This window comes from Actinacidiphila acidipaludis (assembly GCF_019890725.1).
Classification (GTDB): domain Bacteria; phylum Actinomycetota; class Actinomycetes; order Streptomycetales; family Streptomycetaceae; genus Actinacidiphila; species Actinacidiphila acidipaludis.
In genome coordinates this window covers 171010-191289 of the sequence record NZ_JAINZZ010000001.1, presented here as the reverse complement: position 1 = coordinate 191289, position 20280 = coordinate 171010, and the positions used below count along the sequence as shown (strand labels likewise).

Sequence of the window (20280 nt, the reverse complement as noted above, 5' to 3'; positions counted from 1 at the left end):
GGACCGCCCCCGCCACGCTAGGCCGGACGGCCCGCCCCGGGCGCGGCATGCTGCCCGCCTCCTGGTGAGAGCCGTCATAAGCCACTCCTATGGCTGACACGTGGTGAGATGGGTCCATGGAGCTGCGTGAGCTGTCGGCGTTCGTCGCGGTGGCGGAGGAGGGCGGGCTGTCTGCCGCGGCGCGGCGACTGCACGTGAGCCAGCCCGCCCTGTCGCAGACGATCAGCGGCCTGGAACGGGAACTGCGGGTGACGCTGCTCGAACGCAGCCGCACCGGCGCCCGCCCGACCGAGGCCGGCCGCGTGCTGCTCGGCGAGGCACGCGCGGTGCTGGCCCGCTACCAGCAGGCCGTGCGCACGATGGCGCGGTTGTCCGAGGACGGCGAGGGCGTCCTGCTGCGGATCGGCATCCCGTTGGAGTTCCCCTTCGACGTGCTGCGTCCCGCGCTGGCCGAACTCGCCGAGGAGTGGCCGGACACCAAGGTGCAGGCCCGCCATCTGTCGTCCGCCGCCCAGATCGACGCCCTGCGGGCCGGTGACCTGGAACTGGGACTGCTGCGTGAGCGGCCGGCCGGTGAGCTCTTCGACGCGATGCTGGTCGCCCGCGAAAGGCTCGGGGTGCTGCTGTCCGCCGACCGGGCCGACGAGCTGTCCACCGGCCGTGGTGTGCCGCTCGACGGCCTCGGCAGGCTCGAATGGCTCGCCTTCCCGCGTTCGGACAGCCCCGCCTGGTACGACGAGCTGACCGCCATCCTGCGCAGCCACGGCCTCGAGCGGTTCAGCGACGCCCCGGAGGGGCAGCGCCTGATCGCCGAGGTGAAGCTGGCGGCGGTCAGCGCCGGCCGCGCCTTCGCGCTCGCCCCGCCCCACTGGACGCAGCCCCTGCCCGAAGGCGTGCGCTGGCAGCCGCTGGCCGGCCACCCCCTGGTGCGCCGCACCTGGGCGGTCTGGGCGGCGGACTCACGCCGTCGCGATCTCGGACGCCTCATCTCGGCCCTGGACCGTCCGGCGGAGACCGCGGACTGACACGTGGCGCCATGGGCTTCGTGCCCGGGGGCCGTCCGGCATGACGGGCGGACGGCCCCGGCCCGCGGCGTCACACCGCCGTGCGGCCACCGTCGACGGGCAGCACCACACCCTGCACGAAGCTCGCCGCGTCGCTCGCCAGATAGACCACCGCGGCGGCGATCTCCTCGGGGCCGGCGGGCCGGCCGGCCGGTGACTGCGCCGCGAGCTGCCCGAGGCCGTCACCCATGGCCGCCGTGCCCTCGGTACGCGTCGGGCCGACGCCGAGCGCGTTGACGCGCACGCCGTGCGGGCCGTACTCGGCGGCCCACGCCTTGGTCAGCAGATTGACGGCGGCCTTGCTGGAGCCGTACAGCGCCGCGCCGGCCGCGCCGAAGGCCGCGACCTGGGTGCTGATGTTCACGATCGCGCCCTTGCCGCGCGCGGCCATGGCCGGGGCGAGCTCGGCGACGAGGAAGAACGTCGCCTTGACGTTGAGCGCGTAGGCGGCGTCGAACTGCTCCTCCGTCACCTCGGCCGTCGGCTGGAACGCGTAGGCGCCGGCGTTGTTGACGAGGACGTCGACCCGGCCGCCGATCTCGACGGCCCGCCGCGCCAGTTGCCGGGCCGACTCGGCGTCGCTCAGGTCGGCGGCGACGAAGTCGGCCTTGCCGCCGCGGCTCCGGATCGTGGTCACCACGGCCTCGCCGCGTCCGGTGTTGCGGCCGGCGACCAGGACGTGGGCCCCCTGCCCGGCCAGGGCGACGGCGGTCGCGGCGCCGATGCCGCTCGTCGCGCCGGTCACCAGCGCGATGTCACCTTCCAGAGAGAAGGAGGAAGTCATGGAACATTCCCTTCAGCGGAATTCATGGCCGTACGGCCTTGTCGACCTGGGGAAACCGTGATCGGCCGCCGGCGATTTCGCCGTGACACGAGGAACCGCTTATGGCGGCCATCGGGAATTGCTGCAGCCGCCGGCGCCCGGTGGGCCGTCCGGGTGGCGTGGGTGGCCGGAGCAGGCGCGGGCAGGCGTGCCGGTGGGGCCGCCGTGAGCCCGGGTGCTTTCGTGTGACCACGAGAATGCGACGGCTTCTGTGACGGGCTCCGGGCGGCAGCCGGGGCCCGGGTCCTGCTGCAAACGCTCGAGGAAGGATCGTCGTGGCGGAACGTGCTGAGAAGAGCGGCACCCCGGTGAACGCGCAGCTTCTGCGAGGTCAGAAGGCCCTGGTGACCGGCGCGAACTCGGGTATCGGCAAGGCGACGGCCATCGCCCTGGGCAGGGCCGGCGCCGATGTCGTCGTCAACTACGTCGTCGGTCCGGACGAGGCCGAGAAGGTCGTCGAGCAGATCAAGGCGTTCGGGGTCCGTTCCTACGCCCACGAGGCCGACGTGTCGAACGAGGGCCAGGTCGTCGAGATGGTCGCCCGGATGGTGAAGGAGCTCGGCACCATCGACATCATGGTGGCTAACGCGGGCCTCCAACGGGACTCCTCGCTGGTCGACATGACGCTCGCCCAGTGGCAGAAGGTCATCGACGTCAACCTCACCGGGCAGTTCCTGTGCGCCCGTGAGGCGGCGAAGGAGTTCATGCGCCGCGGCATCGTCCCCGAGGTGTCCCGGGCGGCCGGGAAGATCATCTGCATGAGCTCGGTCCACCAGATCGTCCCGTGGACCGGCCACGTCAACTACGCCTCCTCCAAGGGCGGCGTCGGCATGATGATGCAGACTCTGGCCCAGGAACTCGCACCCCACCACATCCGTGTCAACGCCATCGGCCCCGGCGCCATCCGCACCCCCATCAACCGGGACGCCTGGGAGACGCCGGAGGCCGAGGCCGAGCTGCTCAAACTCATCCCGTACCAGCGGGTGGGGGACCCCGAGGACATCGCCGACGCCGTCGTCGCCATGGCCTCGGACCTGATGGACTACGTGGTCGGCGCGACCCTGTACGTCGACGGCGGGATGACGCTCTTCCCCGGCTTCGCCACCGGCGGCTGAGCCCCGGTGGAAGACCATGTGACGCCCCGCCGGGTGGTGATCGTCGGGGGCGGTTTCGCGGGGCTGTTCGCCGCCCGTGCGCTGCGCCGGGCCCCGGTCGCGGTGACGCTGCTCGACCACCGGGCTCACCACCTCTTCCAGCCGCTGCTCTACCAGTGCGCGGCCGGGATCCTGTCCGAGGGCCAGATCGCGCAGCCCCTGCGCGCGGTGCTGCGCCGCCACACGAACGTGCGCTGCCTGCTCGCCGACGCCACCGACGTGGATGTGAAGGCCCGCCTCGTCCACACCCGGCGGCCGGCCGGCGGCAGTGTCGCCGTGCCGTACGACGACCTCATCGTCGCGGTCGGCATGCGGCAGTCCTACTTCGGGCACGACGAGTTCGCGGCCCACGCCCCGGGCATGAAGACCCTGGCCGACGCCCTGGAGATCCGCCGCCGGCTCTACCGGGCGTTCGAGATGGCCGAGTCCGCCGCCGACGCGGAAGAACGACGCCAGTGGCTCACCTTCGCGCTCGTCGGCGGCGGCCCGACCGGCGTGGAGCTGGCCGGCCAGATCCGGGAGATCGCCGGGCACACCCTCGACCGCGAGTTCCGCACGATCGACCCGCTCCAGGCCCGGGTGCTGCTCTTCGAGGGATCCGACAAGGTGCTCGGGCCCTTCGGTGAACCGCTGGCCGGGCGTGCCGCGCGCACCCTGGCCGACCTCGGCGTGGAACTCCATCTCGGCACGAGGGTCACCGACCTCGACGCCGACGGTCTGACGGTCGAGGACCGGCAGGGCACGACCACGCGGTACGCCGCGCGCACCGTGCTGTGGACGGCGGGCGTCGAGGCGCCGGGCTCGACCGGCAACGGCGGCTCATCCAGCGGGCGGGCATCGAGCTCGCGCCCGGAGAGATGCTGGCCGACGCGACGGGCGCCGGGGCCGAGCTGGAAGGCATCACCGCCTTGTACCTGCTCACCGGTGAGGACGACTTCAACGCGCTGGCGGCGGCGCTGCTGCGCGGCGGGGTCGAGGGCCCGGTCCACCGCGTCGGCGCGGCGATCGGCAGCCACGGCGTCGTCGCCCCCTACCTCGGCGGGGAGATCCTCTTCGGGACGCACCTGACGGGCTCCGACCTCGCCCGCAAGCACGAGGACGGCGGCGTCATCACGGCCGTCCCCGCCGGCGCGCCCCTCCCCACCGGCAGCGACCTGCTCTTCGTGGTGCGCCGCGGACACCGGCTGGAACCGGTCACGGAAGGAGCCGTGCCGCAGGCCGAACCGGGGGACACCCTGGTTCTGCTGAGCCCGGCGGCGGGGGCGCCGCGTTCGCAAGCCGGGCTCTGAGCGGCGCGGCCTCCACAGCGGCGGGTACCCCTGCCGGCACCGGGCTCGCCCGACTCGCTCAGTGCCAGTTCGAAGGCCAGGTCAGAGCGTGGAATCGCTCCGGCTCAGGGCGGCGTACGCGGCTTCGGCGGCCCGGCCGCCGGCGGTGTCGGCGGGGGCGTGGGCGAGGAAGCCGGTGGTGGTCCTGGTGACCAAGTGATCCTTTGTCAGTGAAATCGTTCAACGTACCCATGTGGAATGGGACGTTCAGTGATGAGGAGCGAACAATGGCGGGCATGCCGATGGACGCTGCCGCGCTGATCGCCGCCGTACGGGCCGGCGACACCGATGCCGCCGAGGAGCTGCTGGCGGCAGGCGTGCCGGCCGACGCGCGGGACGACGGCGGGTACACGGCCCTCGGGCTCGCCGTCGTCCGGGCCGACGCCGCGATGTGCGAGGTGCTGCTCCGGGCCGGTGCAGACCCGAACCTGCGCTGCCCCGGGGGCCGCACGCCGGTGATGCTGGCGGCGGACGGCGGAGCGGTCGGCGCCTGGCACGAACTGCGCGGCGGTTCACCCGACTTCTGGTTCCGCGACGACGTAGGGCGGGACGCGATGGACCTCGCCCGCGCCTGGGTGGGCGTCGACGCGGGCGCCGAACTCCTGCGACGGCTGGGCGGGGTGGAGGGCGACGAGGCGCGGATCACGCGCGGCCCCGCGCAGGACGTGGGAACGGGGTGGTTCGAGACCGTCCACGTCACCACGTCCTCGTCGTCGTCCTCGTCCTCGACCCAGTCCTCGCCCTCGTGCTCGGTGAGCGTGCAGACCGGGCACGCCGCGATCCTGACCGAGCTGGAGGAACTCCGGGGTATCCGCGTCCCCTACGGCGAACTGGCCGACAGGGCCGTGGCTTTCGAGCCGGACCACGTCGGCCGCTTCTACCCGGCGATGGCTCTGGCCTCCCGGATGGACGAGGAGACGTTCACCGTGGCGGCGGCGGAGCTGACGTCCGCCTCCGACGCGGCCCGGCGCAGGTTCGCGGCCGAGGTCCTCGTGCTGCACGCCGTGTCCGAGGACGAGCCCGCCGTCCGGCTGCATCAGGCGGCCATCGACCTGCTGCGCCGCCGCGCCGCCGTGGAGGAGGACCCGGGCGTGCTGACCGAGATCCTCCGCGCGCTCGGGCTGCACGACGACACCCGCGCCCTCCCGCAGATCCTGCGGCACGCCGGCCACCCGGAGCCTGAGGTGCGGGCCCAGGCCGCCGCCTCCCTGCACGGGATGGTCGTGCCGGACAACCCCGAGGCGCTGCGCACGGTTCTCACCCTCACCGAGGACGCGGACGCCCAGGTGCGGAGGAACGCCGCGAGCACGCTGTCCGACGTCCGTGCCGACACACCCCGCATCCGCGCGTCCTTGGCCCGGCTGATGGACGACGCCGATCCGGACGTGTCGGTGGAGGGCGCCCGCGGCCTGGGCCTGCGCGACGATCCCCGCGCCGACCTCCCGGTCGTCCGGGCCTTCCTCGACCGTCCCGAGGACAGCGTCCCCGAGGCGCACCGCGCCTATGAGGTGATCCGGCGCATGCCGCGCGAACGGTTCCTGGCGGCGCGCGACGCCATCGAGGGGCGCGACTCCGCCGCCACCGACCAGCCGTGAAGCCGAACGCCCGCCGCTCCGTCGACGTGAGCCCGGCCCCCGCGACCTGACGCCGGCGCCCTCGACCGCGCCGCCGCGCACGCGATTGTGCCGCCGCGAACGCGACCGCCGCGGCACGACAAGTACGGGGTGAGACCGTCGTGGGACGGTCGGAGACGGAGATTCCGTGGAAGTGGAGTCGGAGCACGAGGCGGACAGCGAACGTGCCAGCGACACCCGATTGACGATGTCCGCCGACGATCCGGCGGCGTTCACGCCCCTGGTGGAGCGGTATTCGGTCGTCCTGCACGGCTATTTCGCGCGGCGCGTGCCGGGCGCCGCGGACGATCTGCTGGCCGAGGCCTGGCTGCAGGCGTTCGCCGCGCGGCGCACGTTCGACGCCTCGCGCGGCTCAGCGCGCGGCTGGCTGTTCGGAGTGGCCCGCAACGTTCTCGCCGGTCATCTGCGGCGGGCGGCCCGGGCGGAGGCTCCGCCGGGAGAACAGGTCAGCGATCCGTGGCAGGCCGTGGACCAGCGGCTCGACGCGGCGGCGCTCGCCCCCGCCCTGCGCGGCGCGCTGGCCGAACTGCCGCCGGACGAAAGGGAGGTACTGCTCCTCGTCAGTTGGGAGCAGTTGACGCCGGCCGAGGCGGCCGCCGCCGTGGGCATTCCGGCAGGGACGGCCCGATCGCGTCTGCACCGGGCCCGGGGCCGGTTGCGCGAACGGCTCGCGCCGGGCCGCCCGGCGGGGCGCGGCCTGGCCGTGACGGGAGACCCGGCATGAGCACACACGACGTTGAGGAGACGGGCATGACCGAGCGGCAGGCAGTGATGGACTTCCCGGGCGCCGAGGCGCTGCAGACGGCCGGCCGGGTCGCGCCTCCGTCCGCGGAGGTGCTGGCCCGGGCCCTGTCCGCGGTCGAGGGCGCGGTGCGCGAGGACCTGGCAAGGGCCTCGCGGCAGGAGGCCGACGGGAAGGCCCGCACGAACGCCGTGGTGACGCCGCTGCGCAAGCGCCGTCGCCTGCTGTCCGTCGTCGCCCTGGCGGCGGTCGCCGCCGGCGTCACGGTGACGGGTGTCTCCATGGGAGGTGGCGCCCGGCAGGGGACGCAGGCGCAGTCCGCGTCCGCGTTCCTGAACGACGTGGCGGAGGTCGCCGCCACCCAGCCGGCCGGTTCCGGGACGTACTGGAAGGTGCGCGCCGACGCCATGGAGGCGTACATCTCGCGTTCCATGGAGGCTCGTTACATCACGCCCGGCAAGGCGGTCCGCACGGGCCACTTCCCCGGTTGGCGACTGGGGTCGCGGACCTACGACTGGAACGGACTGGACGCGCTGACCACCGACCCGGCACAGTTGCTGCGGTTGATCGAGAGCACGACCAAGGCCTCCGCCGACGAGGACGAGGACGCGGGGACCCTCGGCTTCGTGCAGGCGAGCACCCTGCTCGCCGACGCACCCGCCAGTCCGCGGCTGCGTGCCGGCGTGTTCAAAGCGCTTGCCGAGCTGAAGGGTGTGACGGTCGTCGGCACGGTCAAGGACAGCGTCGGACGCACCGGGACGGAGCTCGCCTACCGCGGGGGCGTCGGCACCACGAAGGTGATCATCGCACCGAAAACCGGCACTCTGCTGGAACTCATCGAGCCCTGGCGGAGCGAGAAGGACCAGCGCACGGCGACGTACCTGTCCGTCGGCCTGACCGACACGACCGGCTGACGAACGAAGGCGACCACGGCGCACGGCCCGGACGAGGGCCGTGCGCCGGACGCCCCGCACGTCCTCGGTGACGACGCACAGTACCGGCACGGGCTCGTCAACGTGGCGTCAGAGACGGCTGATAGCCTCTGCGCCTTCGGCGGTCACCATTCGGGGTGGCTGTCAAGGGGAGGGGCGCGCCCCGGGGCGCGCCGGAGATCCGGGGGGCAACGTGGCCCGTAGCAGGCACCGCAGAAGGAAATCACTGATCGCCTATGGAGCGGGAGCGGCCGTGCTGGCCACCGTCGCGACGTACGGCACGATCGCGCTGGCCTCGCCGTCGAGCGGGTCCGGCAGCAGCGCGACGACCGACACCCACGCGCTGCAGGACGCCTTCGCGTCCGCCGCGCAGGAGTTCAAGGTCCCGCAGAACGTTCTGATGGCCGTCGGATACCGGCAGACCCGCTGGGAGTCGCACGACGGCAAGCCCAGCTTCACGGGCAACTACAACGTCATGGGCCTCACCCAGGTGACCGCCTCCGACCTCGATCCGGCCGCCGCCGGCACGTCGGACACCGAGGTCGACCAGAGCGGTGACCCGGCCAAGACGAAGGGGTTCGACCCGCAGAAGGCGAAGGCGGCCGAGGCGGCGGCGGTGGACACCGCCGACCCGCGCCTGCACACGCTGGACGCGGCGGCCAAGCTGACCGGCACGTCCGCGGACGACCTCAAGACCGACTCCGGGCAGAGCGTCCGGGGGGCCGCCGCACTGCTCGCCTCGTACGAGAAGGCGGCCTACGGGTCGCTGCCCGCCGATCCCGCCCGCTGGTACGCGGCCGTCGAACGGTTCAGCCAGTCCCCGGACACCGCGGGCGCCAAGCTCTTCGCCGACCGGGTCTTCAGCACCATGCGCGACGGCGTCTCCACGATGACCTCCGACGGCCAGCAGGTGACACTGTCCGCCTCGCCGGGGCTCCAGGCCGACAAGCCGGCCAAGGCGCCACTCGCGGCGGCGACGACCACGAACACCGCCAAGGCCGCCGGCACGAACGCGGGCACGACCCCGACGCCTGACTGCCCGACCGGCCTGGCGTGCAACTTCGTGCCCGCGGCCTACGCGGCGACCAGCACGACGGACCCGTCGAAGTACGGCAACTACGACATCGCCGACCGGCCGAGCACCACCCTGCCGCACAACGGCAGCCCGGACATCCGGTACATCGTCATCCACGACACCGACAGCGACTTCGACAGCGCCGTCTCGACGTTCCAGAACCCGGCGAACGACGTCGGCACCAACTACATCGTCCGCGCGTCCGACGGCCAGGTCACGCAGATGGTGGAGAACAAGAACATCACCTGGCACGCCGGGAACATGGGCTTCAACCAGCACGCCATCGGGGTCGAGCACGAGGGCTACGCGATGAAGCAGGGCTCGTGGTACACGGAGGCCGAGTACGACTCCTCCGCGACCCTGGTGAAGCACCTGGCCGCCGAGTTCCACATCCCGCTGGACCGTGAGCACATCATCGGCCACGACGAGGTGCCGGGACCGCTCGACGTCTACGTACCCGGCATGCACTGGGACCCGGGACCGTACTGGGACTGGAACCACTACATGTCGCTGCTCGGCGCCCCCACCGGCGCCGGAAGCGCGGGCGGTCCGCTGAAGGTCGGCCAGGAGATCACCATCACGCCGCCGTTCACCACGGCCAACCAGCCGACGGTGGCGTACACCCACGACGGGACCACCGAGAGCTACCAGCAGCCCGCGAACTTCGTGTGGCTGCGGCAGACCCCGTCCAGCACCGGTGCCCTGATCTCGGATCCGTACCTCGGCGCCGGCACCACACAAGGACCCGACTGGGGTGACAAGGCCGTCGCCGGCGCCCGCTACGTGGTCGCCGGTGTCCAGGGCGACTGGACCGCCATCTGGTACGGCGGCCAGAAGGCCTGGTTCGACAACCCGGGCGGTCAGTGGACCGCGCCGGTCGGCACCGGCACGCAGACGGTGCTGACGCCGCGCGCCGGAGCCACCTCCATCCCGGTCTACGGCCGCAGCTACCCGGACACCGCCGCGTACGCCGGCACCCAGGTGACCGTCCAGACCGACACCGACAAGCCGCTGTCGAAGTACTCGGTCAACGCCGGTGAGGTCTACGTCCAGGCAGGACCCGCGGTCAAGGGCGACTTCTACTTCGCCAAGAACATCAACGGCGACGCACCGGACGACCGGACCCTGGTCACCAGCGCGACGAAGGTCTTCTACCCGATCCGGTACAACCACCGGCTGGGCTTCGTCCTCGCCAGCGACGTGCAGCAGATCAGCTCCACCGCTCCGGATCCGGGCACGACCCGCACGAACATGCTGGGTCGGGACGCGTCGGGCGTGCTGTGGCAGTACCAGGGCACGGGCAGCGCGACCTCGCCGTACTTCACCCGCTTCAAGGTCGGTGCGGGCTGGCAGGTCTACAACACGCTGGTGCCGATGACGGAGCTGAAGGCGAACGGCACGGGTGACATGGTCGCTCGGGACACCTCCGGTGTCCTCTGGTACTACCAGGGCAGCGGGAACCCGTCGGCGCCGTTCAAGGCCCGGCTCAAGGTCGGCGCGGGCTGGGGCGCCTACAACACGATGTCCGGCGTGCGGGACGTGACCGGGGACGGCAGGCCGGACCTGGTCGCCCGTGACTCCTCGGGCGTGCTGTGGCTCTACCAGGGCACCGGCACCCCGGCGACGCCCTTCAAGGCGCGCGTGAAGGTCGGCGCGGGCTGGGGCGCGTACGACACCCTGGTGGCGCTGGGCGACTTCACCGGCGACGGCAAGGGCGACATGCTCGGCCGCACCTCGACCGGCGACCTGTACCTGTACTCGGGCACCGGCTCGGCGACCGCGCCCTTCGCCGCCCGGCTCAAGATCGGCGTGAAGTGGGGCGTGTACGACACGCTGGTCGGCCCCGGCGACATGTCGGGTGACGGCAAGCCGGACCTGATCGGCCGTGACTCCACGGGCGCGCTGTGGTTCTACCAGGGCACGGGCAACCCGGCGTCGCCGTACGCCGCCCGCGTCAAGGTGGGCACGGGCTGGCAGATCTACGGCCTCCTGGTCTGACCTCGAGGTGACGCCGGCCGGTCGTCACCGGCCGGCTGAGTCGCTGACCGGCTGACCGGCTGATCGGATGGCCGGTTGATCGGATGGCCGGCTGACCGGCACAACGCAGGGCCGCTCGCTCCCGTGAACGGGGAGGGGCGGCCCTCGCGGTGTCCGGGGACGGCGACCCCGTTTCCGGGCGAGCCCGGGCACGACGCGGCCGGTTCGAAACGCGGTTGCCCCCGGGCACATGTCCTGGCACGCTCCCGACGGTGATCGATGACGCGGGATCGAGCTGCCTGATCGTGACGGGGATGCCGGGAGCCGGGAAGTCGACCGTGACCAGGCTGATCGCCGACCGGCTGTCGCGATCCGCCCTGCTCGACGGCTACTTCATCAGCACGCTGGTGGTCGGCGGCCACGTGTGGGCACTCGGCGAGCCCGCCGACGAGGCGGCGCGGCAAGTGGACCTGTGCAACCGCAACCTGTGCGCGCTGGCGAACAACTTCTCCGACGCCGGCTTCACGCCGGTGATCGACACAGTGGTCCCCGACCGCAGGCAGCTCGACTTCTTCCTGTCGCTCCTCCCGGCCCGGCAGGTCCTCTTCGTCGTCCTGTCGCCGGGCATCGAGGCGTGCCGGTACCGCAACGCCCACCGCGACCCGCGCGAACGCTTCGACTTCGACGGCTACGAGGCTCTGGACGCCACGATGCGACGGGAGTTCGGCGACGCCGGCTGGTGGTTCGACACCGCGGCTCTCACTCCCGAGCAGACCGCCGACCGCATCATCCGCGAAGCTCTCCGCCGGGCTCTGACGGGCTGACCTCCGCCTGCCATCCTCAGGGGTGGAACAACCGCTCGACCTGCGCGGTGTCCTCCGTCGCGCGGTGGTGGACGATCTGGCCGTCCCGGAAGGTGAACCAGTGGTGCATCTGCATCGCCACGTTCCCGCCGTTGGCCCGGTGGTGAGCTTTCAGCCGCACCACGGTCATGACGTCCGTCTCGCTCGCCGCGAACGCCAGCGGAGTGAACTCGTCGACCTTCATGGCCGCGGCGAACTGCTCGAAGAAGGCCCGCACCTCCGACTTGCCCGAGCGCACCCCGTACCACGGTGCCGCCGTGGACACCGTCTCCGTCGCCCAGTTCACGTCTTCGCTCAGCACATTCAGGATGGCCTGCACGTCGCCGCGTCCGAACGCCTCGTACACCGACGTGATGGTGGCGACGTTGGTGTCCGCGCTCATGACCGGCCTCCACTGTGGTGACGCGCGTACCGCCGTCCTCACCTCCACGGTAGGCGCCCACCGCGCGGCGGGACCGTCACCCGGCTCGCGTCGCGTCCCAACCACTCGAACAGGCCATCGGCTGTCGCGCATCCCCGCCCTGGGTCCCCGCGCTCGTGACCGGCTCGGCGATCCGCTGCGGCTCACCGCGCCAGCCGCCCTTAGACACCGGAGCTAGTTGCAAGGCGTGGCCCGACGACGGCTGACCCGCAGTCGTGAAGCTGCGACGACCCTGACCCATGTGCGCAGCGACCATGCCATCGCGAACGCGCAGCCAGATGCCGCGTCGGGGTGCCCCGGATGAAGCGCCGCGCGGAGTGTGAGGCCGGCCGCGACGCGGGACGCTGCGGCACTTGCGCGCTCGGACAGCGGTCGGGCGCGTGAGTCCCCGGGCCTTCGGCCAACGCACCCAGGGCGCCGCGTGGTTGAACCCAGACCCGCACCCATCACAAACAGTGCCATGGTTCTGCTAGCGTCCCTCATAAGCAGAATCATGGTTCTTTTTGTGGGAGGTGTTGTGCCTCGGCTCACCGACGCGCGCAAGGAACTCCGGCGTACCCAGATCGCCGAGGCCGCTGTCCGCTGCTTCAGCCGCAACGGCCTGGAGCGGACCTCGATCGCCGACATCACCGCCGAGTGCGGTCTCTCGGCCGGCTCGATCTACGCGCACTACCGCAACAAGGCCGACCTGGTCCGGGCCGCCGCCCGCGAGGTGCTCGCCAAGCGCGCCGATGCCCTCGGCGAGTACGCCGCGGCCGACGCCCCACCCGGCCCCGACGAACTGCTCTCCCGCCTGATCGCCGCGATCGACCCGGCCGAGGCTCGGGTCGGCGTGCAGACCTGGGGAGAGTCGACCACCAACCCGGCCATCCGCGACATCGTCGTCGACATGACCGACCGGATGCGCGCGATGCTGCGCGACTGCCTCACGGCCTGGCTCGTCAAGGTCGAGCACCATGAGCCGGCCGAGGCCCGGGAGCGCGCCACGCCGATGGCCCACAGGGTCATGGCGCTCTACCAGGCCGAACTGCTGTACAGCGCCCTGGAATCACCGCCCGAGGAGACAGCGTCATGACCACCGCGACCGCTCCGTTCGCCGACCGCGTCGTCGTGCGCGTGGGCTACGGCGCCCTGCAGCTCGAGCGCCTGCACGACCGTCGCGGCGAGGCCGTCGCGCTGCTGCGCCGCGCGGTCGAGTTGGGCGTCGACCACGTGGACACCGCCGAGTTCTACGGCTTCGGTTTCGCCAACGCCGTGATCCGCGAGGCACTGCGACCCGGGGACGACGTCCTGGTGGTCACCAAGGTCGGCGCTGACCCCAACCCGGGCGGGCGTGTGCCGCTGCGTCTGGCGCAGCGGCCCGAGCAGCTGCGCGCCAGCGTCGAGGACAACCTGCGCAGCCTCGGCGTCGACCGGCTCGCGGTCGTCAACCTCCGCCGCCTGGACACCGGTCCCGGACTCCGTCCTGAGGGCGATCAGGTCGTCGGCCTCGACGACCAGCTCGCGCTGATGGCCGACCTGCGCGACGAGGGCAAGATCGGTGCGATCGGCCTGAGCAGTGTCACCCTCGACGGCCTGCGCCGCGCCCTGCCGGCCGGCATCGTCTGCGTGCAGAACGCGTACAGTCTCGTCTCCCGCGATGACGAGGACATGCTGCGGCTCTGCGCGGCCGAGGGCATCGCCTGGGTGCCGTTCTTCCCGCTCGGCGGGGCGGTCCCCGGCCTGCCCAAAGCGACCGACGAGCCAGTGGTGCACGCCGTGGCCGAGTCCCTGGGCATCACGCCCTCCCAGGTCGGCCTCGCCTGGCTGCTGCACCACGCCCCGAACGCGCTGCTCATCCCCGGCACCGCCGACGTCGCTCACCTGGAGGCCAACATCGCGGTCAGCGGGATCACCCTCGACGCCGCGACCCTCGCCACCCTCGATGCCGTCGAGACCCGTTCCAACGATGTCCCCATCGGCTGACCGGAACCACGCGATGTCCCCATCGGCTGACGGCGGCCAACGCGACCCGGCTCGCGGCCGCACCACACGCCGGACACCTTGACGCACCGCCAGGTCACTGCGGGAAACCCGCTCCACCACGCTCCGAGGACGGATCATGAAGGCCATCATCTACCGCGACAACGGCGCCCCGACGTTCTGCAGCTCGTCGACCGTGACCTGCCGGCGCCGGGCATCGGCGAGGTTCGCGTCCGGGTCGCCGTGTCCGGGGTCAACCCGACCGACTGGCAGGCACGCTCCGGCGTCGGCCACCCCAAGCACTTCTCCGAGGTCACCCCGCACCTCGACGGCGCCGGCACGGTCGACGCTGTCGGTGAGGGTGTCGACCGGAGCCGGGTGGGTCAGCGGGTCTGGCTGTTCATGGCCGCCGCCGGGCGGCCCACCGGCACCGCAGCCGAGTTCGCCGTCGTGCCCGCCGAACAAGCCGTGCCGTTGCCGGACGAGGCCGGATTCGACGTCGGCGCCTCACTCGGCGTCCCTGCTCTGACCGCGCACCGCGCGCTCACCGTCGCCGAGGACGGTCCGCGCCGGCTGCGGCCCGGGGCGCTCGACGGGAGGGTGGTGCTCGCCGCAGGCGGGGCCGGAGCGGTCGGGCACGCGGTGATCCAGCTCGCCCGATGGGCCGGCGCCACCGTGATCAGCACGGTGAGCAGCCCGGAGAAAGCCCGGCTCGCGACCGCCGCCGGAGCCCACCACGTGATCAACTATCGCGAGGGCGACCCGGCTGCCCAGATCCGCAAGATCGCCCCGGACGGTGTCGACATCGTCGCCGAGGTGGCGCTGGGCGCGAACCTCGCCTTGGACCTGGCGGTGTTGCGGACGCGCGGCACCATATCGACCTACGCCAACGACGGTGGCAAGCCGGTCGAACTGAACGTACTGCAGAACATGGCACTGAACACACGCTTCCAGTTCCTGGTGCTCTACACGGCCGGCCCGGAGGCACGCGCCGCGGCTGTCCAGGACGTCGCTGCCGCAGTGCGCGACGGAGCGCTGCCGGTCGGCGAGGAGCACGGCCTGCCGCTGATCCGCTTTGCCCTGGACCGCACCGCCGACGCGCACCGCGCGGTCGAGAGCCACGTGGTCGGCAAAGTCCTGGTGGACATCACCTCCTGACGTCCCGTCGGCTACCGAGCCCCCCGCCGCCCACGGGAGACCTCGCATGCGGCGGCCGGGCGGGCGGCATCACCGCGACCTCTGCCGGGCCCGCGGCCACCCCGCGCGGCAAAGGTTCTCGTCAACGGCCCTTTGCCCGAGCAAGATCCAAAACCGTGCGCCGAATCCTCGGTGAGACGTGTGGTGTGCGAGCATCCGGGGCCGCAGCGCTCCTAACCCTCCGGGTCCGTGCCGCGGTGGTCGACGTCGTCGGGTGGCACGGACCCTGGCGTACCGGGCGGGAGCGGTGGGGGTGGGGCTGATCCGGGGGCCGGGCGACGCCGATGCCACCGATCGAACCCTTCGAACATGAGCAGTGCGAAGACGAGCGTACTGACTCCCGTGATCACCAGGCCTCGCACATGGACGCCGTCCTCCCAGGCGTTCACGGCGTCGAGCCATGCGGCCATGAGCAGAGCCCTGCCCGCGTTGGCCATGCGCAACGTGCCACCCCCTGAACCGCCCCCGATACCCTGACCGTCCGGAGACGCGCAGGAGGCATTCAGGATGCCGCATTCCGACCCTGCCGCGCTGCCGGTCGCGGCGCTGGTGTCGGTCATCGCCTCGCGATCCGCGGCCGTGGCCGGCCTGAGATGAGGATCCCCCGGGAGCGAACCCCAACTCGTCCTGTCAGAAGTCCCGTGGGAGCCTCGGTGGTTCCGCCGTCGCCGCGGCCGGGCCGGAGGTCCCAGACGGCGATCAGTCGGTCTGCCAGGCGACGACGATGTCGGTGCCCGCCTGGTGGGCCCGCGCGTTCGGCTCCCGCAGGCCGGCGCGGTGGACCTCGACGGCGCGGGCCGTCAGCTCGTCGTGGACCGGGCGGTGCCGGTCGGGCAGACTCTCGCGGTACCCGACGGCCGGGATGACGACCCCAAGCCGGCCGCCGTGGGCGAGGACGATCTGCGCGAACCACGCGCCGGGACCGTCGGAGACCCAGCGGGTCCCCACCAGCTCCTCCGCCGCGATCCCATCGATCAACTCGCACAGGAATGTGTGGACTTGGGCCTCGACCTGCGGCGACAAGCCGCGGTGCCCCATGATGCCCAGGCGCATGACTGGTTCCCTTGTCCGTAGGTGCGCGGCTCAGGACGAAGGCGCGACCAGGCCGGCCTCGTAGGCGATGATCACCAGCTGCACGCGGTCCCGGGCGTCGAGCTTGGTGAACAGCCGGGCGACGTGAGCCTTGGCCGTGGCGATGCTGATGGAGAGGTCGGCGGCGATCTCGGCGTTGGAGAGACCACGGCCGACCAGGGTCAGCACCTCGCGTTCGCGGGCGGTCACCACGCCCACGGAGTCGTCGGACGTACGGGCCGGGGTGGTGGCTGCGGGACCCGGCCGGGCGGCGAACTCCGCGATGAGGCGGCGGGTGACGCCGGGCGCGAGGAGCGCCTCGCCCGCCGCGACCACGCGGATCGCGTCGAGGATGCTCTCGAGCGCCATGTCCTTGACCAGGAATCCGCCGGCTCCCGCGCGCAGCGCCCCGTAGACGTAGTCGTCATCGTCGAAGGTCGTCAGGACGATGACCTGTGTGGCGGAGCCTGCCGCGGTGATGCGCCGGGTGGCCTCGATGCCGTCCACGCCGGGCATGCGGATGTCCATCACCACTATGTCCGGGGCGAGTTCGGTGACCACGCGCACCGCCTCGGCGCCGTCGCCCGCCTCCCCGACGACCTCGAGATCGGGGGCGTCCGCGATGAGAACGCGCAGGCCCTTCCTGATCAGCGGCTGGTCGTCGACCAGCACGACGCGGACCGTCACGATGCCTCCCCGGGCAGGGGCAGCCGCGCCTGGACGCGGAAGCCGCCCTCCGGACGGGGACCGGCGCTGAACTCGCCCTGCAGCAGCGCCGTTCGCTCGCGCATCCCGATGATGCCGTAGCCCCCGGCGGCCGGCAGTTCGCAGCCCCGGCCGTCGTCGACGATCTCGATGGTGAGCTCCGCCTCCCGGTAGTCGAGGGTGACTTCGCACTGAGCCGTTCCCGAGTGACGGACGACGTTGGTCAGCGCCTCCTGGATGATGCGGAACGCCGACAGGTCCAACTCGGCTGGCAGAAAGCAGGGTTGGCCGCGGCGGTGGACCTCCACCCGCACGCCGGCCTCTCCCGTCGTCGCCACCAGCCGGGGAAGGTCCGTCAGGCCGGGAGTCGGGTCCAGCGGGGCCGGACGGGCGGCGGCGTCCGGCTCGGCCTGGCGCAGCGCGCCCAGCATCCGGCGCAGGCCGGAAAGTGTCTCGCGGCTCGTGGCCTCGATGGCCGAGAGAGCGTTGCGGGCCTCGTCCGGCTGACTCTCGATGACCCGGCTGCCGGTTCCCGCCTGGATGGCGATGACGCCGATGCTGTGGGCGACCATGTCGTGCAGTTCGCGGGCGATCCTCAAGCGTTCGGCGGTGACGGCCTGCTCGGTGGCCCGTACCGCCAGCACGGCGGCGTGCTCGCGGCGCTCGCGCACGGAGTTGCCCGCCATCCAGGCGACGACCGCCGCCAGCACGATGGACCCGGCGACGGGCACGATCACGTTTCCGTGCGCGTAGAGGACCGAGCAGGCCAGTTGGGTGACGACGGCCACCGCGGCGGCGGTGAGCGAGGAGCGGCGTGTGCGCTCCACCGCCATCAGTACGACGGCGAGGTCGGTGACGAGCACTTGCAGACCGCCGGTCGCGGCGGCGCGCACCGGCGCCAGCGCGATGATGGTGAGCCAGGCGCCCACCAGCACGGTGAAGGCCGGCCATGGGCGGCGGCGCATCAGCGCCACGACCAGGACCGTCAGCAGAGCGCCGGCCACGATCCACAACAGGCTGTTGCCGTCCCTTCCGCCCGGCGAGGCCTGGAACAGCACGGCGGGGTAGACGGCCACGCCGGCCCAGGCGAGGACCGCCCGCAGGCGCGTCCAGCCGGAGGCCGGTACGGGGCCGGCCGGTGCGATCGGCGCGGTGGGTGTGGTCGCTGCGGTCGGGGACATGGGCGGATCGTAACGGGCTGACCTGCGGTGACACATCAGCCCGTGGATGTACGCCCGCGGGCTACCGGCCGGGTCGGCAGGTGTCGCCCGCGGCCCGATGTCTCGCGGGTACCGCCCGGGAGATCGTCCGATGCCATGGGACTGACAAGAGCACGTGTCGTGCATGCCGCGCTAGCCGTTCAGGTCATCGGAGTCCTCGTGTTCGCGACGGCTTGGAACGCGCTGGATTTCCACATCTATTGGGAGGGCGGCCGGGTCGTCACGGACGGGGCGAGGCTGTACCGGGAGCAGCTCGTCGCGCACTGGTTCACCAACACACCGTTCATGGCGACCCTGTTCATCCCGATGGCGCACCTGCCACTGACGGTCGCGAGGGTCCTCTGGGAAGCGGCGTCGGTGGCCGCGTTCGCATGGGCCTGGGTGAGCGCGCTGAAGCTCGCGGGGGTTCGGTGCACGCGGACGCGGCTGGCCGCTGTCGTGGTCGCCGGCACGTTCCTGCAGCCCATGTGGCAGTCGATCTTCCTGGGCCAGGTCAACCCGTTCCTGCTCGCACTCGTACTGGCCGACGTCCGGCTGGTGGCCGCCGGTCGCCGCCGGGCGGGGATCGCGATCGGCGTGGCGGCGGCGATCAAACTGACGCCCGGGATATTCGTCGTGCTGCTCCTGCTCGCGGGCCGTTTCCGTGCGGCAGCGGTCGCGACGGGGAGCTTCCTGTCGTGCGGGCTGCTGGCCTTCTTCGTCGCGCCGGAGGCGTCGCGTGTCTACTGGAGCGGTGTCTTCCTCGACACCTCGCGGGTCGGGGCGGCCTACGTCAGCAACCAGTCGCCGTTCGGCGCCGCGGCGCGTCTGCTGGGCGGGCCGGAGCACGTGGGCAGCTGGTATCCGGTGGTGCCGCTCGTCCTCGGGGTGGCCGGGATCGCGGTGGCGGTGGCCTGGGCGCGGCGGAACGACTGGCTGGCCGCGGCGACGGTCACCGGCACGACCGGACTGCTCGTCTCGCCGATCTCCTGGGCGCACCACTGGATGTGGGTCGTGCCCGCGCTGGTGCTGCTCGTCCGGGACGGACGCCGGCGCTGGGCGGCGGGAGTGTACGTGCTCTTCTGCCTGTCGCCGTTGTGGTGGATGCCGCGGTCCTACGGCTTCGACGGGGTGAACACCCTCGTCGCGAACTGCTACTTGCTGTCCGGCCTGGCGTTCGTCGGGTACATGGCGTGGCGGCTGCGCCTGCGTTTGAACTGGTCGGGCATCGTGAGGTCGCAGCGCGCGGTCGCCCTCGGCCGTGCGGGGGCCGGTACCGGTGTCGATCAGCGGTCGCCGGGCCCGGAGGCGCGGGAGCCGGCCGGCACACTGCCGAACCCCGGCGAACCGGCCCGGTTGTAGACGGCGTCGGGGCTTGCCCGCGAAGTCGGGAACCATGGGTGGCGGCGTGGGCGTCCCGGCGGTGACGGGGGGCGAGCGGCCGGGTGGCCACGACAGCGGGGGAGTGCCGAGTGGCTGGACGGCCGCAGAGACCACGGGAGTTGCTGCGTGAGGCGGTCTGGGCGGCATGGGATTTCCCCTGGTGGATGTGGGTCTGTGGGGTGGTCTGGCTCGGGCTGCTGGTGGCGTGGCTTCCGACCGTCTACAGCCTGGTCTCCTCCGGCAGCAGCGTTCTGTCCGGCGCGACGCGGGTGGCACTGGCCTGGCTGATCGGTGCGGCGCTCTCCTGGACCGTCCTGTGGGGTGGACTCGTCGCCTACCGGAAGGCATGGCCGGTGCTCCTGGTCTCCGCCCCGCTCAGCACCGTCCTGCTGATGGCCTGTTACGTGGCGGCCATGCTGGCGTCGCCGGCACCGAGTCCCTCGGACGGCGCTTCGCCGGACAACGACAACGCGGCCGGCGCGGGGCTGGTCATCCTGGCCGTTCCCACCCTCGCGCTCATGGCCCTGCTGCTGGGAGTCGGCGCCGGTGCCGGCTGGTGCGTCGGGCACTGCCGGTACCTACGACGAGCCGCCACCGCAGCCTGAGCGGGGTCCCTCATGCGTGCTCTGCCCCCACGGTGTCTCCTGCGACCTGCGACCTGCGCCCGATGGCCGGTCCCGATCCGGATGATCGCATGTGTCGCGCGGGGGCTTGCCGGGGCAACCGGTCGAGCGAGTCGGCCGGTGCGGG

General features: G+C 72.2%; 18 protein-coding genes. 13 read left to right on the top strand and 5 right to left on the bottom strand.

The genetic code is table 11. The features are described 5' to 3' along the window. Window positions 1–116: 116 nt before the first annotated feature. Window positions 117–1025 carry a LysR family transcriptional regulator gene (locus tag K7862_RS00865; protein ID WP_222959462.1) on the top strand — a complete coding sequence of 303 codons (909 nt, stop codon included), beginning with the start codon at window positions 117–119 and terminating at the stop codon, window positions 1023–1025. A 70-nt stretch (window positions 1026–1095) separates the two neighbouring features. Here the strand turns inward: K7862_RS00865 and K7862_RS00860 are convergent, their stop codons facing one another. Continuing rightward, window positions 1096–1848 carry an SDR family NAD(P)-dependent oxidoreductase gene (locus K7862_RS00860; RefSeq protein WP_222959461.1) on the bottom strand — a complete coding sequence of 251 codons (753 nt, stop codon included), beginning with the start codon at window positions 1846–1848 and terminating at the stop codon, window positions 1096–1098. Between the two features lie 314 nt (window positions 1849–2162). On the opposite strand from K7862_RS00860, the gene K7862_RS00855 reads away from it, so the two are divergent. The 7 genes from K7862_RS00855 to K7862_RS00825 all read left to right on the top strand — a co-directional run bounded on the left by K7862_RS00855 (window position 2163) and on the right by K7862_RS00825 (window position 11553). Then, a complete protein-coding gene (locus K7862_RS00855; protein WP_308011777.1) occupies window positions 2163–3002 on the top strand; it encodes an SDR family oxidoreductase in 840 nt (279 codons plus the stop codon). Between the two features lie 18 nt (window positions 3003–3020). Continuing rightward, window positions 3021–4109: an NAD(P)/FAD-dependent oxidoreductase gene (locus tag K7862_RS00850; RefSeq protein ID WP_308011776.1), complete on the top strand. Its 1089-nt coding sequence runs from the start codon at window positions 3021–3023 to the stop codon at window positions 4107–4109. A gap of 496 nt (window positions 4110–4605) precedes the next feature. Beyond that, entirely contained in the window at window positions 4606–5964 is a 1359-nt protein-coding gene (locus tag K7862_RS00845; RefSeq protein WP_222959460.1) for an ankyrin repeat domain-containing protein, read from the top strand. A gap of 166 nt (window positions 5965–6130) precedes the next feature. Beyond that, window positions 6131–6727: an RNA polymerase sigma factor gene (locus tag K7862_RS00840; RefSeq protein WP_308011775.1), complete on the top strand. Its 597-nt coding sequence runs from the start codon at window positions 6131–6133 to the stop codon at window positions 6725–6727. Continuing rightward, entirely contained in the window at window positions 6724–7659 is a 936-nt protein-coding gene (locus K7862_RS00835) for a hypothetical protein (RefSeq protein WP_222959459.1), read from the top strand. The genes K7862_RS00840 and K7862_RS00835 overlap by 4 nt, the downstream gene beginning before the upstream one ends. A 271-nt stretch (window positions 7660–7930) precedes the next feature. Next, entirely contained in the window at window positions 7931–10750 is a 2820-nt protein-coding gene (locus tag K7862_RS00830; RefSeq protein ID WP_308011774.1) for an N-acetylmuramoyl-L-alanine amidase, read from the top strand. Window positions 10751–11001: 251 nt separating this feature from the next. Then, entirely contained in the window at window positions 11002–11553 is a 552-nt protein-coding gene (locus K7862_RS00825; RefSeq protein WP_308011773.1) for an AAA family ATPase, read from the top strand. Between the two features lie 16 nt (window positions 11554–11569). Here K7862_RS00825 and K7862_RS00820 read toward each other — a convergent pair whose 3' ends face one another. Next, window positions 11570–11974: a nuclear transport factor 2 family protein gene (locus K7862_RS00820; RefSeq protein ID WP_222959458.1), complete on the bottom strand. Its 405-nt coding sequence runs from the start codon at window positions 11972–11974 to the stop codon at window positions 11570–11572. 556 nt (window positions 11975–12530) lie between these two features. Here K7862_RS00820 and K7862_RS00815 point away from each other — a divergent pair. The 3 genes from K7862_RS00815 (at window position 12531) to K7862_RS00805 (ending at window position 15133) form a co-directional block, all read left to right on the top strand. Further along, window positions 12531–13088, top strand: a complete 558-nt coding sequence (locus tag K7862_RS00815) for a TetR/AcrR family transcriptional regulator (protein WP_222959457.1) — start codon at window positions 12531–12533, stop codon at window positions 13086–13088. Next, the gene (locus K7862_RS00810; protein ID WP_222959456.1) at window positions 13085–13978 is read left to right on the top strand and encodes an aldo/keto reductase; all 894 of its coding nucleotides are present in this window, start codon (window positions 13085–13087) and stop codon (window positions 13976–13978) included. The genes K7862_RS00815 and K7862_RS00810 overlap by 4 nt, the downstream gene beginning before the upstream one ends. 240 nt (window positions 13979–14218) lie before the next feature. Beyond that, window positions 14219–15133: an NADPH:quinone reductase gene (locus K7862_RS00805; RefSeq protein ID WP_308011772.1), complete on the top strand. Its 915-nt coding sequence runs from the start codon at window positions 14219–14221 to the stop codon at window positions 15131–15133. A 738-nt stretch (window positions 15134–15871) separates the two neighbouring features. On the opposite strand, the gene K7862_RS00800 is transcribed toward K7862_RS00805, so the two are convergent. The 3 genes from K7862_RS00800 to K7862_RS00790 are packed head-to-tail and all read right to left on the bottom strand — an operon-like array spanning window position 15872 to window position 18129. After that, window positions 15872–16225, bottom strand: a complete 354-nt coding sequence (locus K7862_RS00800) for a hypothetical protein (protein WP_222959455.1) — start codon at window positions 16223–16225, stop codon at window positions 15872–15874. Between the two features lie 30 nt (window positions 16226–16255). Beyond that, window positions 16256–16930: a response regulator gene (locus K7862_RS00795; protein WP_222959454.1), complete on the bottom strand. Its 675-nt coding sequence runs from the start codon at window positions 16928–16930 to the stop codon at window positions 16256–16258. Then, entirely contained in the window at window positions 16927–18129 is a 1203-nt protein-coding gene (locus tag K7862_RS00790; RefSeq protein ID WP_262412455.1) for a sensor histidine kinase, read from the bottom strand. Before K7862_RS00790 ends, K7862_RS00795 begins: the two co-directional genes overlap by 4 nt. Window positions 18130–18327: 198 nt before the next feature. On the opposite strand from K7862_RS00790, the gene K7862_RS00785 reads away from it, so the two are divergent. After that, window positions 18328–19509 (top strand): glycosyltransferase 87 family protein, encoded by a 1182-nt coding sequence (locus K7862_RS00785; RefSeq protein WP_222959453.1) that lies wholly within the window; start codon window positions 18328–18330, stop codon window positions 19507–19509. 110 nt (window positions 19510–19619) lie between these two features. Then, window positions 19620–20135, top strand: coding sequence for a hypothetical protein (locus tag K7862_RS00780; RefSeq protein WP_222959452.1), 516 nt, complete (start codon window positions 19620–19622; stop codon window positions 20133–20135). Window positions 20136–20280: the final 145 nt, after the last annotated feature.

Bases quoted from the DNA above. Each gene is read 5' to 3' on its own strand.
- K7862_RS00865 (WP_222959462.1), top strand. From the start codon at position 117: ATGGAGCTGCGTGAGCTGTCGGCGTTCGTCGCGGTGGCGGAGGAGGGC.
- K7862_RS00860 (WP_222959461.1), bottom strand. From the start codon at position 1,848: ATGACTTCCTCCTTCTCTCTGGAAGGTGACATCGCGCTGGTGACCGGC.
- K7862_RS00845 (WP_222959460.1), top strand. From the start codon at position 4,606: ATGCCGATGGACGCTGCCGCGCTGATCGCCGCCGTACGGGCCGGCGAC.
- K7862_RS00835 (WP_222959459.1), top strand. From the start codon at position 6,724: ATGAGCACACACGACGTTGAGGAGACGGGCATGACCGAGCGGCAGGCA.
- K7862_RS00820 (WP_222959458.1), bottom strand. From the start codon at position 11,974: ATGAGCGCGGACACCAACGTCGCCACCATCACGTCGGTGTACGAGGCG.
- K7862_RS00810 (WP_222959456.1), top strand. From the start codon at position 13,085: ATGACCACCGCGACCGCTCCGTTCGCCGACCGCGTCGTCGTGCGCGTG.
- K7862_RS00800 (WP_222959455.1), bottom strand. From the start codon at position 16,225: ATGCGCCTGGGCATCATGGGGCACCGCGGCTTGTCGCCGCAGGTCGAG.
- K7862_RS00790 (WP_262412455.1), bottom strand. From the start codon at position 18,129: ATGTCCCCGACCGCAGCGACCACACCCACCGCGCCGATCGCACCGGCC.